Below are 12,332 nucleotides of genomic sequence, written 5' to 3' on the forward strand. Positions count from 1 at the left end.
GTTTTTCCGACAGTTCGGACGACACGCGGTGTCCTCCCGCGCTTGTCGGTGGCGAGTGTTATCACCATAGGAACGGCTGAAGGAGGTTGCGGTGCATCCTGCGGGTTGCTCACTTTGCGAATCGGCCCTCGATCACTGTCACGGGACGCTGATCGTGCACGCCGCGGGTCCGGTGGAATGCACCGAATCCGAATGCTTCGACACCGACCGGGCCCGGCACCTGTTCGTGGCCGACTGCGGCGACGCGGCGGGCGGCTGCGCCTGCGCGGAGACCGGGCGGCGGACCCGCGCGGGCTAGCCACTAGCCTGGCCGGGTGAGCTACGACCTCGTTCTGCTGCCCTCCGGCGTCGCGTCCTCCCCCGCCGAGGTGGACGACCACCTGACCGGGCAGGAGGGCCGCCCGGCCGGTGCGGCGATCACCGAGATCGCGGCCGAGCTGGACAAACGCAATGCGGAGCTGCCCGAGGTCGACAGCTTCCTGGGCACGCCCGCCGCCGACGGCGTGCTCGGTGACGCGCTGTTCGTGTCCACCCAGTACGACGCCATCGGGCACACCCGCTCACTGCTGTTCGAGCTGGGCACGCCGCGCGGGTACGCGGTGTGGGATCCGCAGCTGTCGTGGCTGGCGGATCCGGCCGGATCGGTGGCCGCCGCGGTCACCCACGGCGGGGCCGGCGAATTTCCTTACCTGACAAAACAACTGGTGGACCTGTGGATTCCGGAACTGGGTCAGCCCGGTCCGTATCTGATCGCGGAAACCGCCGATCAGATCTATATCCAGACCTATCGCCACCCGGACGGGCATTACGACGTCGAATACCGGGACGGGTCGCCGGACAAGCATTTCGCCGCCACCGCGAACGATCCGCGAATTGTCGCCGACCTCATCTGGGGCTGGGCGACCGGAGATCGTTCGGGATTCGATGCCCTGGACTGGCAGCGTCTAACGTTCTGACCGGAAATAACGGGAAGATTTCAATTTCCGGTTCCGACCCCCCACAATGTGCGGCGGGGGCGGGACGGAAAGCTAGCATTTCGCTAATTGCACGCGGTGTTCCAGGTCGACGCATTATCACCGAGGCGAGGAGCGAAAGATGAAGCTACGCCCGTCCCTGAAAACCGGGACCTTGCGTAAGGGCCTGGCAGTTGTGGCGGGTTTGGCAGCCACCTTCGCCATTGCCGTGGCTTTACACGCCAGTGGCGCCGGCGCCGATATCCCCCGCAACGTGCAGCACATTCCGTGCCCGCAGCCGGCGGCGCTGCCCGCACCGCCGACCTGGACCTGATCGGCTCTCGGGGGTTCCCCCCGAAACCCCCGGACCGGCTATAGCGCGCGACGGCCGGAAAGGGCGCGACCCAGGGTCAATTCATCGGCGAATTCGAGATCGCCGCCCATGGGCAGACCCGAGGCCAGACGCGTCACGCTCAGGCCCGGGAAGTCGCGCAGCATACGGACCAGATAGGTGGCCGTCGCCTCACCCTCGGTATTCGGGTCGGTGGCGATGATGACCTCCGACACGTCCACCCCGTCATCCTGATTTCCGATGCGGGTCAGCAATTCCCGGATACGCAACTGATCCGGGCCGACGCCCGAGAGCGGATCGAGTGCGCCGCCGAGCACGTGATAGCGGCCCCGGAATTCGCGGGTGCGCTCGATGGCCTGCACATCCTTGGGTTCCTCGACCACGCAGATCATGGTGCGATCGCGGCGCGGATCGGCGCAGATACGGCACAGTTCGCCATCGGAGACGGTGCCGCAGACATTGCAGAACCGCACCCCGTCGCGCACCTTCTGCAGGGCGGATTGCAGCCGGTCGATCTCCGGCGGCTCCACCGACAGCAGATGGAAGGCGATGCGCTGTGCGCTCTTCGGGCCGACACCGGGCAGTTTGCCCAGTTCGTCGATGAGATCCTGAACCGGACCCTCGTACACCTACCCAGCCCCGCTCAGAGTCCGGGCAGCGCGCCGCCGAGGCCGCCCGCGAGCGGACCCAGCCGCTCGGCGGCCAGGTTCTGCGCGGTGTCCATGGCGTTGTTGAGCGCGCCGATGATCAGGTCCTGGAGGGTCTCCACATCCGAGGGGTCGACCACCTGGGGATCGATGGTCAGCGACAGCACCTCGCCGGTGGCGCGGATCTTGGCGCGCACCAGGCCGCCGCCGGCCTCGCCCTCGACCTCGGACTCCGCGATCTCCTGCTGCGCGGCCATCACCGCCTGCTGCATCTGCTGGGCCTGTGCCATCAACTGCTGGAAATCGAAACCTTCACCGGGCTGCACGGCGCGTCCTTCCTGGGGGATGGTGATCGCATCCCAGCCTAGTCGCCGACACGCGACGGTTCGCTTGACTCTCCCCTCGCTGGAGGGTGTTCGCTGAAAGCATGACGGCAACGGTTCCGATCGGTGAGTTCTCCCGGCTCACCTACCTGACCATCAAGACGCTGCGGTACTACCACGAGATCGAGCTGCTGGAGCCGGTCGCGGTGGACCCCGGCTCGGGCTACCGCTTCTACTCGACCGCCCAGGTGGATCAGGCGCACCTGATCAAGCGGCTGCGCGAACTGAACATGCCGCTGCCGGAGATCAAGGCGGTGATGGCCGCCCCGGATCAGCCGGCGCGGGACGCGGCGATCCGCGCGCATCTCGAGCGGATGGAGGCCGAGCTGGTGCGCACCCGCGACGTGGTGGCCTCGCTCAAGGCGCTGCTGCTGCCGTCGGACCGGATCAGCGTCGAATACCGTTCCATCACAAGCCATCCCGTGATCGCCATGTCCGCCGAGGTGGCGCGCGAGGACTGCGACCAGTGGTGCGACCACAGTTTCGAGACGCTCTACGGCAGCCTGGGCGCAGCCGATCTCGCACCCGCCGGGCCGGGCGGCGCCACCTACGCGCCCGCCTTCTTCGAGCAGGACCGCGGCGAGGTGGTCACCTTCGTGCCGATCGACCCCCGGCACCGGGACCGCTTCGACCCCGGAACCGTCCTGGACCTGCCGGCCCGCCGCTTCGCCATCGCGGTGCACGCGGGCCCGTTCACCGAATTCGACCGCACCTACGGCGCGCTGGGCAGCCACGTGGCCGAACACGACACCGCGCTCGCCGAACCCGTGCGCGAGCTCTACCTGGTGGGTCCCGGCGACGCCGAACCCGCCGACTACCGCACCGAAGTCTGCTGGCCGATCGGCCGGCTCTGAAAAGGAGAGAACACATGGCACTGTCCCTCGGGAACATCACCTTCGACTGCGACAACGCCGCCGAGCTGGCGGGGTTCTACGCGCAGCTGTTCGAGCGTCCCGTCGACGACGGCGCGACCGAATTCTTCGCCACCATCGACAACGGGGCCGCCACGCCGACGCTCATGTTCATCAAGGTGCCCGACAAGAACCCGGGCAAGAACGTGGTGCACCTGGACCTGCACTCACCCGACCAGCAGGCCGAGATCGCGAAGGCGGTCGCGCTCGGGGCCAAGCATCTCGCCGACTTCGACGAATACGGCGTCAAGTGGGCGACGCTGTCCGACCCCGAGGGCAACCTCTTCGATATCGCGCAGGACTAGCGAACCTAGGCCAGTTCCCGCTTCAGGTTCTCGAGCACCTCGGCCTGGATCTTCTTCAGGCCGAGGGGCGCGAAGATACCCTCGAAGATGCCGCCGATGCCGCCCGCGCCCTTCCAGGTGGTGCGCACGGTGACCAGCGAGCCGGAGCCCGAGGGGGTGACGGTCCAGGCGGTGACCATGGACGAGTTCGAATCCCGTTCGGTCACCATGGAATCGGAGACCGAGATGGCCGCGCGCACATTGCGGGACCGCTTCTCGGTGGCCTGCAGCGTCCACTCCGCGACGGTGCCCGCGCCCTGGCCGCCCTCGACCACCTTGTAGTCGCGGTAGTGCGAGGAGAGGATCTTCGGCCGGACCGTTTCGTAGTCGGCGATCGCGTCGAGGGTGCGCTTCGGATCCGCCGCGACGACGATCGAACTGGAGGCGCTGACCTGTCCCACCATGTGCTCCTTAGTGATTGCGGGCTGACCGGCACTCTGCCCTGTTACCGCTCGGTCATGCTACGCGGCACCTATCCTGGGTGACATCTCTCGGGGGAGGACGCCGCCCATGACCCGCTTCGCTACCTGGCTCCGGCTCAATATCGACGCGGTGGTCGCCATCGTGATCGCGATCACCGCGGTGATCGTCGAGTTCATCGACAAGAACACCAAGCTCGATCCGGTGAGCAATGCCATCCTGCTGGTGCTGAGCCTGCTCGCGGTGACGCTGCTGCGGGACCGCAATCGGATCGCCCGGCTGGTCGGCGAGACCGCGGCGGTGCGCCTGCTCTACGGCGCGGAGGTGGATCAGGCGCACGCGCTGGCCCGCCGCGACACCGACAACTGGATCTACAAGGGCGGCACCGGAACCTATCTGCGGGCCACCACCCTGCCGTTCTTCCTGGGCCGGGTGCGCGCCGAACAGCACCTGCTGAATCTGCGGGTCGAGATCCTCGACCCCGGCGACGAGCAGCTGTGCGAGGTCGAGGCGCAGCACCGCAACTCGCTGCAGCCGGGCGGCGACGCGACCGGACGGCCGTGGACAACCGACCGGATTCGCAAGCAGTCCTTCGCCACCGTGGTGGCCTGCTCCTGGTACCGGGCCCAGTCCGAGCTGCTGACCATCGAGCTGGCGCTGTCCTCGGTGGTGTCGACCTACCGCTGGGACATGTCCGACAGCGTGGTCATCACCAATCAGCGCGGCTCGAACACCCCGGCGCTGCTCTTCGAACGCGGCAAGACCCAATACTCCGATCTCACCCGCGAATTGGCCTCGAGTTTCAAGCAGGCCCGCCACGTTCCGATGGGCCGCGACAGCGAGCTGCGACCGCCCGCCGAACCGAGCATCGCGCAGGTGCGGCGGCTGCTGGAGCGGCTGGCGTTGCCGCTGCCCGCCGTGTACACCGACGACGACGTCACCGAGATCGTGGAATACGCACTGCGACCGTCCAATACGTTCTAGCCGGTGAGCAGCAGGCCCGCGGTCGCGGCGGTGGTCGCGGCCACGGCCAGCACCAGGCCGGTCAGCACGAAGCGGCGCATGGGGACCCGCACCTCGTGGGTGCGGCAGAACTCCAGGCAGAGCAGGGTGGCCAGCGAGGCCCACGGCGTCACCACCGGACCCACATTGGTGCCGATCAGCAAGGCCAGCAACTGATCCCGGCCGCCGTGCACGACCGCCTCCCCCGCGGTGTAGGCGGGCAGATTGTTCACGATATTGGACAGCGCGGCCCCCGCCCCGGCGGCCCGGAACACCCCCGGCCCGCTGGTGTCCTCCCCGATCAGGTGCTCCATCAACGTCGAGAGCCCGTACCGCGACAGCGTCGGCACCACCAGGAACAGGCCGGCCACGAAAACCAGCAGCTGCCACGGCAACAGCGACGGCCGCAGCGCCGACCGGTCGTATATCGCGAAGGCCAGCACCGCGATGGCCGCCGCCACCGTGGCCGCGATCCCGATCCGGTCCCCCACGAAGGGAATCGCCAGCACGAACAGCGCGCACGCGCCCCCGGACGCGTACAGCAGCACCCGTTCCCGCAGATCCGCGGGCCGGATCGGATCCGGCACCACATAGCGGTCGGCCCCGCGCTGCGACCGCCGCCAGTACCACCACCACAGGCACACCATGGTCACCGCGATCGACAGCAGCTGCGGCAGCCACATGCGCGCCGCGAACCCGGTGGCGTCCAAGGCCACCCGATCCGCGGCCAGCAGATTGGTCAGATTCGACACCGGCAGCAGCAGACTCGCCGTGTTCGCCAGCCACAGGGTGGTCATGGCCAGCGGCAGCGGCGGAATCCGCGCGGGCACCGCCAGCGCGATCATCACCGGCGTCAGCAGCACCGCGGTCGTGTCCAGGTTCAGCACCGTCGTCGTCACCGCCGCGAACAGCACGCACAGCAGGAACAACCCGGCATAGTTCCCGCCCGCGATGATCGCCAGCCGGTGCGCGATCACATCGAACACCTTGGCCCGCCGCGCCAGATTCGCCAGCACGATCACGCTGCCCAGGAACAACAGCAGCGGCGCGATCCGCCGCATATTGTCCGCGGCCTCGGCCCGCGGCAGCAGCCCGGTCGCGACGCACAGCAGTCCGGCCAGCAGCAACCCGATCCGCACGGAATCCAGGACGCCGGGCCGCCGGCGCACGGCCGAGCCTGCCCGGGCGGGCGGTGAACCGGAGTCAACTTCGGCCATCGGTCAATTCTCGCAGGGCGACGCGGATCGCATGATCTGAGAATTGGGAAAGAGGTCAATTCGATTGGCGGCGGGTTGGTTTGGGGGGCGGGATACTGGGCGGTGTGACGGCGTGGGGTGGGCGGTTACTTTTCGCGAGTTATTCGGCGGCCGACGAGCGGTGGGCCATCTGGCTGGGATGGCTGCTCGAACATGCCGAGGGGCGGTATCGAACCCTGGTGTCGTCGTGGGACTTCGATCCGGCGGCGAACTACGGGGAGTTCGTGCAGCGGGGAGTGCGCGAGGCGGATCTGGTGATCGCGGTGCTGACCCGCGACTACGTGTCCTCCCGGCACGCGAACCGGGAGTGGCAGGCCGCGCTGGACGTGGACCCGGGGAAGCTGCTGGCCATCCGGGTCAGCGACTGCTCGCTGGAATGGCTGCCGACCGGGGTCGCCTGCCTGGACCTGTTCGGGGTGACCGACGAGGCCGAGATGCGGCGGGAAGTGCTGGACCGGGTCGAGCGGATGCTGTCGGAGCGGTGGACGCCGCGGCGGCGTGCGGACCCGCGTTCGGACGACTTGTGGTCCACGGCACCGGAACCCAGGCCGCCGGGCCGCCGCCCGCTGTCGCCGCCGGCGTTCCCGGGGGACATCGCCGCGGCCCGCACCCATGCGGGACTGTCCATCCTGCATATCGGCGGTCCGCGGTTCGGGCGGGCGTCGGCCGATCTCCCCACCGATCCGGAGGGTTTGCAGTCCCACATCTGGGGCGCGGTCACCGAACTGGTGGATCGGCAGGCCCCGCCGCCGGATCTCATCGTGGTCAGCGGTGATCTCACCGAATCCGCGCATCCGACCGAATTCCGCAAGGCCACCGCGTTTCTCACCGGCCTGCGGGTGCTGCTCAAACTGGAACCCGACCGGCTGATCGTGGTCCCCGGCAACCACGACATCTCGAAACTGGCCTGCCGCGCCCACTTCCTGGACTGCGAGGCCAACGACCGCCTGCCCCGCGCGCCCTACTTCGCGAAACTGCGCCTGTTCGAGCAGATGTTCAACACCCTCTACCGCGGGCTCGACCATCTGGTCTTCGATGTCGGCCAGCCCTGGACGCTGTTCCCGATCCCCGGATTGCGCCTGGTCGTGGCCGGTTTGAACTCGACCATGGCCGCCACCCACCGCCCCGAGGACGACTACGGCGCCATCGGTGACGAACAGAAGGACTGGTTCGCCGAGCAGCTGCGCGCCCAGGAGGCGCAGGGCTGGTTCCGGCTGGGCGTGCTGCGCCACGATCCGGCCCCCGGTCCGAACACCTCGCCCTACGACGCGGGCGTGCTGCGCGACGCCGAACGCGCCTTCCGCCGCCTGGGCCCGCGCCTGAACCTGTTGCTGCGCGGCCCCGGCCGGGCGGGACGCTCGCTCGCGCACCCGGGCGGCACGCTGCCCGTCCTGGCCGCGCCCGCACCGGGTCAGGCCGAACTGGTCCACATCACCGATGCCGGACTCACCCGCTACCGCTACGACGAACCGCTGGAGACTCCGGTCCCGCAGGCCCTCACCTGGACGAATGCCGTTGTGGCGCTGGAGCGCCGGGGCGCCCGCGAACTGCCCGCTCCCCCGACCGCGCCCCGCCGCCCGGAATTGCGGGCGAGCGAGACCGCCCGACCGCACGACATGCTGCTGGAGCAGGTCGCCGAGGTGTGCGAGGTGCGCTATCCGGGCGCGCGGATCCGCCGCATCACCGCCGACCCGCACTATCTGCTGGTCACCGTGAATTCCGAGCCGGTCATCGAGCAGCTCATCATCGGCGCGCACGTGGGCGAGGTGACCGGCCAGGTCCTCGACGCCTTCCTCGGGCCCGAACCGCGACCCGGCTCCCAGCTCATCTACCTGGGTCCCGCCCCGAGCCGCGAACTCTCCGACCGGGCGGCCGCCGAGGGCGTGCGGATCCGCAGCTTCACCGACTTCCAGGGCATGGTCGAACTCGGCGACTACCTGCGCAAACAGTCGGCCCGACTGCGCGACGACCCGGCCTATCCGCCGGAACTGTATGTGCCGCAGCGCTTCCGCATGCTCGCTCCGCGCGGCCGCGAGGTGCAGCACGATCTGGTCGCCGAACTCATGAACCTGGTGACCGCCGCGGACGGCCGATTCGTGCTGCTGCTCGGCGATTTCGGACTCGGCAAGACCTTCGCGCTGCGCGAGCTGACCCGCCGGATCGCCGAGACCACCACCGGGCTGGTGCCCATCCACATCGAGCTGCGCGAACTGGATCGCACCAGCTCCCTGGACACCCTGCTGGCCGCGCACCTGGCCAACAACGGCGAATCCCGCATCGACCTGCGCGCCCTGCGGTACATGCTGGAACAGGGCCGGGTGGTGCTGCTCTTCGACGGCTTCGACGAACTGCTCACCCGCCTCAACTACGACAGCGCCGCCGAGCACATGGCCACACTGTTGCAAGCCGCGGTGGGCCGGGCCAAGGTCGTGGTGGCCGGGCGCACACAGCATTTCAAGTCCTACGACCAGATCGCGGCGGCCCTCGACACCCGCGAGGACCCGCACCCGGACCGCTACATCCTGAGCGTGGAGAACTTCACCGACGAGCAGGTGCACGCCTTCCTGGTCAACCGCTACGGCCCGAGCGGGCCCTCGGCCGACGCCCGGATGCGGCTGCTGCGCGGGATTCCCGGCCTGCTGAAACTGGCCTGCAATCCGCGCATGCTGAGCTTCATCGCCGACCTCGACGAACAGCGGCTGCGCACCGCGGCCGGGGCCCGCCGCATCATCGGCCCCACCCGGCTCTACGAGGAGATCCTGACCAGCTGGCTCACCTACGAGATCGAGCGCTCCCCCGAACGCGCCAGCTCCCAGCCCACCCTGGGCCTCACCGAACTGTGGCTCGCCGTCACGTATTTCGCGCTGCGGGTGTGGGAGAACGGGCGGCCCTACCTGAATCTCACCGAGCTGACCGAGGTCGCGCAGGCCGCCGCACAGGAGATCGACGCGAGCCGGCTCAATGTGGCGCAGTTCGTGCACGCCCTCGGCTCCCGCAGCCTCATCGTGCGCACCGACGACAATCGCTTCGGCTTCATCCACTCCTCGGTGCGGGACTGGCTGGTGGCCAAGGCCATCGCCACCCAGCTGGGTGCGGGGGTCGCCGAACCCGCGCCGCCGGCGCAGGCGCAGCTGGAACCCCTCGCCGTCGAATTCCTCTGTGATCTGGCCGAAGTCGAGCTGCTGCAGGCCTGGGTCGAACGCATCCAGGACGATCCGGACGAGCACGAGATCACCCGCACCAATGCCGCCCGCGTCGCGGCCCGGCTGCGCATCGGCCCCGACAAGGACCTGCGCGGCCTCGACCTGTCGCGCGAGGACCTGTCCTTCCGCAATCTGCGGCAGCTCGATTTCACCGGCGCGAACATGACCGCCACCCGGCTCACCGGCGCGGTGCTGGACCAGGCGGTCCTGCGCGGCGTCCGACTGGTGGGCGCGCAACTCGACCAGGCCTCCCTGGTCGGCACCGACCTCCGCGGAGCGGATATGACCGAAGTCCAGCTGACCAGCGCCAATCTCCAGAACGCCGACCTGCGCGGGGCCCGCCTGCACCGGGCGCACCTGGATCAGGCCTCGCTGGTGCGCGCCGATCTGGGCCGCGCCGACCTGACCGGGGCCCGCCTGGCCCGCACCGACCTCACCGGCGTGCGCGGCGAGGGCAGCCGCTGGACCCGGGCCGCGCTGCTCGACGTGATCGGCCGTCCCGCCGGGACCGATCTGGCCGGGTCCGGCCGCGTCCCCGGCACCCCGCCGCTGACCGAATTCGCGCCCGCCGCCATCGGGGTCAAGCACGGCGTGGACGCGCAGAGCGGACGACTGCCGCGACCGCTGGCCTACAGTCCGGACGGCGGCACCATCGCGGTGGGCTGCGACTCCGGCAGCGTGGTCGTCTACGGCGCGGACACCGGGCGCACCCTGCGCACCCTGCACGGGCACCGCGACCGCACCTTCGCCCTCGCCTACACCGAACAGGTGCTGGTCACCGGCTCGGCCGACGGGACCGTGCGGATCTGGGACGCCGCCAGCGGCGCGATCAAGGCGGTCCTGACCGGACACCAGAACTGGCCCTGGCCACTGGAAACCGATACCGCCGGAACCCTGCTCGCCACCGGCGACGCGGCCGGGACGCTACGCGTCCGGCGACTCCCCGACGGTGAACTGCTGCACGAACTCCCACCGCCGGACGGCCGCCCGCAACGCATCTACAGCCTCGCCTTCCACCGGGACCGGCTCGCCGCCGCCTATCACGATGGGACCGTGCGGGTCTGGCACCTGGGCACCGGGGCCGAGCTGGGCGGCTTCCGGGCCGCGCCGGGACCGGTCCGCCGCGTCTGCTGGGATCCGCTGGGCACGCTGCTGGCCGCCGGGGGCGCGGACGGCGTACTCGGACTGTGGGATCCGGCCACCGGGACCCTGGTCCACGATCTGTCCGGGCACGAGCACATCGTCTACACGATCGCCTTCCATCCGACCGAACCCATCCTGGCCAGCGGCGATCTCGCGGGCGGAATCCGGCTGTGGGACACCGGCGCCGGCGCGCAGCGGCACCACCGCACCGAGCACGGCAACGCCCGCATCCACTGGCTCGGCTTCGATCCGGGCGGTGACATGCTGGCGTCCGGCGACACGGCGGGCGCGGTCTACGTGCGCGACGGCCGCACCGGCGCGCCGCTGCACAAGCTGACCGGGCACACCGGATCCATCTGGCCGTTCGCGTTCCGGCCCGACGGCACCCAGCTCGCCATCGCCGACGACCAGTTCGCGCTGCGGGTCTGGGATCCCGCTACCGGCGAACGCCTGCACACCCTCAACGGGCACGGGCGGCACGTGCGCGCGGTGTCCTTCAGCGCGGACGGCACGGTGCTCGCCGGTTTCGGCAACGACGGCAGCGTCCGGCTCTGGGACGCCGCCACCGGGCGGCTCACCCGCCGGCTGCAGGGCAGCGCGGACGGGCTGGTCACGGTGGAATCGGGGGTGTTCAGCCCGGCCCGGGCCACCCAGCTGGTGACGGTCGGCAATGCCGGGCGGCTGCGGGTGTCCGATATCGGCACCGGCGAGGCCGAACGGGAGATCACCGTCGACTCCGCGCCGGTGTGGGCCATCGCCTACGACCCGACCGCCCGCTTCATCGCCACCGCCAACGACGACGACACGGTGACGCTGTGGACCCGCGAGACCGGCGGTGAGCACGCGGTCTGCGCCGACCATCGCGGCCGGGTGCGCTCGATCGCCTTCGACGCCACCGGCGCGACCATGGCCACCGGCTGCGACGACGGGCAGATCCGGCTCTGGGCGGTGGAGTCCGGGGAACTGCTGGGCACGCTGTCGGATCCGATGCCGAGCGGCGCGGGCGGACATCGCGTCTACGGGGTGGTCCTGCACGACGACCTGGTCGCGGGCATCTCCTGGGACGGCACGGTCCGGATCTGGAGCCGGGCCGGAGGTCCCCCGCTGCACCGGCTGGACCTGCATCGGGGGCGGTTGTGGTGCGTGGCGGTGGACGCGCGGTCGGGCCTGCTGGCCACGGCGGGCGACGATCTGGTGATCCACCTGTGGGACATCGCCACGGGCGAGCACCGGCACACCCTGCACGGCCATCGGAACCGGGTGCGGTCCTTGGCCTTCGATCCGTCGGGGCGGCTGCTGGCCAGCGGCGGCAATGACGGCTCGATCATGGTGTGGGCGCTGGACGAGTCCGGCGCCCCGCCGGAACCGCGGGCCACCCTGCTGGGCCTGCCGGAGGGCTGGGTGGCGTTCACCCCGGACGGCCGCTACAAGACCGAAGGTCTGACGGCGGGCCAGTTCTGGCACGTGATCGGCATGTGCCGCTTCGAAGCGGGCGAATTGGACCCGTATCTGCCGCAGATCCGGCAGATGGAATTGGACGACCCGCTGTAAACCGCTCCGGCACACCGTAAGCCAAATGTTAGCCAAAGTAAGAATCATCACGGTGTGACGGGGAATACTCTGACTACAGGGCAGGTCACGCCTGTCCGCACACAGGGAAACTATGTGTGAAAACCCGCCCCGCCGGTGCTTTCTTGCTGGCCGTACCGGTCGGTGCA

At 69.7% G+C, this 12,332-nt stretch carries 11 protein-coding genes; 7 read left to right on the forward strand and 4 right to left on the reverse strand.

Annotated features, from left to right (window positions below):
- Nucleotides 1-91 precede the first annotated feature (91 nt).
- From ACWEOI_RS04065 to ACWEOI_RS04075, 3 genes are all read left to right on the forward strand, one after another.
- Nucleotides 92-298, forward strand: a complete 207-nt coding sequence (locus tag ACWEOI_RS04065; RefSeq protein WP_357275413.1) for a hypothetical protein — start codon at nucleotides 92-94, stop codon at nucleotides 296-298.
- Nucleotides 299-314: 16 nt separating this feature from the next.
- Nucleotides 315-956: a hypothetical protein gene (locus ACWEOI_RS04070; RefSeq protein WP_433669918.1), complete on the forward strand. Its 642-nt coding sequence runs from the start codon at nucleotides 315-317 to the stop codon at nucleotides 954-956.
- 139 nt (nucleotides 957-1,095) lie between these two features.
- Nucleotides 1,096-1,287: a hypothetical protein gene (locus ACWEOI_RS04075; RefSeq protein ID WP_433669916.1), complete on the forward strand. Its 192-nt coding sequence runs from the start codon at nucleotides 1,096-1,098 to the stop codon at nucleotides 1,285-1,287.
- Between the two features lie 38 nt (nucleotides 1,288-1,325).
- Here the strand turns inward: ACWEOI_RS04075 and recR are convergent, their stop codons facing one another.
- Together recR and ACWEOI_RS04085 are read right to left on the reverse strand one after the other, a co-directional pair.
- Nucleotides 1,326-1,934, reverse strand: coding sequence for a recombination mediator RecR (gene recR, locus ACWEOI_RS04080; protein WP_357087859.1), 609 nt, complete (start codon nucleotides 1,932-1,934; stop codon nucleotides 1,326-1,328).
- Between the two features lie 14 nt (nucleotides 1,935-1,948).
- The gene (locus ACWEOI_RS04085; RefSeq protein WP_379273467.1) at nucleotides 1,949-2,278 is read right to left on the reverse strand and encodes a YbaB/EbfC family nucleoid-associated protein; all 330 of its coding nucleotides are present in this window, start codon (nucleotides 2,276-2,278) and stop codon (nucleotides 1,949-1,951) included.
- A 101-nt stretch (nucleotides 2,279-2,379) separates the two neighbouring features.
- Here ACWEOI_RS04085 and ACWEOI_RS04090 point away from each other — a divergent pair, with 101 nt between their 5' ends.
- Together ACWEOI_RS04090 and ACWEOI_RS04095 are read left to right on the forward strand one after the other, a co-directional pair.
- Nucleotides 2,380-3,189 (forward strand): MerR family transcriptional regulator, encoded by an 810-nt coding sequence (locus ACWEOI_RS04090; protein WP_452358890.1) that lies wholly within the window; start codon nucleotides 2,380-2,382, stop codon nucleotides 3,187-3,189.
- 14 nt (nucleotides 3,190-3,203) lie between these two features.
- Nucleotides 3,204-3,551: a VOC family protein gene (locus ACWEOI_RS04095; protein ID WP_452358891.1), complete on the forward strand. Its 348-nt coding sequence runs from the start codon at nucleotides 3,204-3,206 to the stop codon at nucleotides 3,549-3,551.
- A gap of 5 nt (nucleotides 3,552-3,556) precedes the next feature.
- Here the strand turns inward: ACWEOI_RS04095 and ACWEOI_RS04100 are convergent, their stop codons facing one another.
- Nucleotides 3,557-3,991, reverse strand: a complete 435-nt coding sequence (locus tag ACWEOI_RS04100; protein WP_357087866.1) for an SRPBCC family protein — start codon at nucleotides 3,989-3,991, stop codon at nucleotides 3,557-3,559.
- Between the two features lie 109 nt (nucleotides 3,992-4,100).
- Between ACWEOI_RS04100 and ACWEOI_RS04105 the strand changes: the two genes are divergently transcribed.
- Entirely contained in the window at nucleotides 4,101-4,994 is an 894-nt protein-coding gene (locus ACWEOI_RS04105) for a hypothetical protein (RefSeq protein WP_433669910.1), read from the forward strand.
- Here ACWEOI_RS04105 and ACWEOI_RS04110 read toward each other — a convergent pair.
- Nucleotides 4,991-6,229, reverse strand: coding sequence for an SLC13 family permease (locus ACWEOI_RS04110; RefSeq protein WP_452358892.1), 1,239 nt, complete (start codon nucleotides 6,227-6,229; stop codon nucleotides 4,991-4,993). The two genes, ACWEOI_RS04105 and ACWEOI_RS04110, sit on opposite strands and share 4 nt — an antisense overlap.
- Before the next feature lie 104 nt (nucleotides 6,230-6,333).
- On the opposite strand from ACWEOI_RS04110, the gene ACWEOI_RS04115 reads away from it, so the two are divergent.
- The gene (locus ACWEOI_RS04115; RefSeq protein WP_452358893.1) at nucleotides 6,334-12,165 is read left to right on the forward strand and encodes a WD40 domain-containing protein; all 5,832 of its coding nucleotides are present in this window, start codon (nucleotides 6,334-6,336) and stop codon (nucleotides 12,163-12,165) included.
- The last annotated feature ends 167 nt before the right edge of the window (nucleotides 12,166-12,332 follow it).

The sequence above is a fragment of the Nocardia sp. NPDC004340 genome, from assembly GCF_053602575.1.

What these genes read in the sequence shown, in the direction of transcription:
- ACWEOI_RS04075 (WP_433669916.1), top strand. Translation starts at nt 1,096, where the DNA reads ATGAAGCTACGCCCGTCCCTGAAAACCGGGACCTTGCGTAAGGGCCTG.
- ACWEOI_RS04090 (WP_452358890.1), top strand. Translation starts at nt 2,380, where the DNA reads ATGACGGCAACGGTTCCGATCGGTGAGTTCTCCCGGCTCACCTACCTG.
- ACWEOI_RS04095 (WP_452358891.1), top strand. Translation starts at nt 3,204, where the DNA reads ATGGCACTGTCCCTCGGGAACATCACCTTCGACTGCGACAACGCCGCC.
- ACWEOI_RS04105 (WP_433669910.1), top strand. Translation starts at nt 4,101, where the DNA reads ATGACCCGCTTCGCTACCTGGCTCCGGCTCAATATCGACGCGGTGGTC.
- ACWEOI_RS04110 (WP_452358892.1), bottom strand. Translation starts at nt 6,229, where the DNA reads ATGGCCGAAGTTGACTCCGGTTCACCGCCCGCCCGGGCAGGCTCGGCC.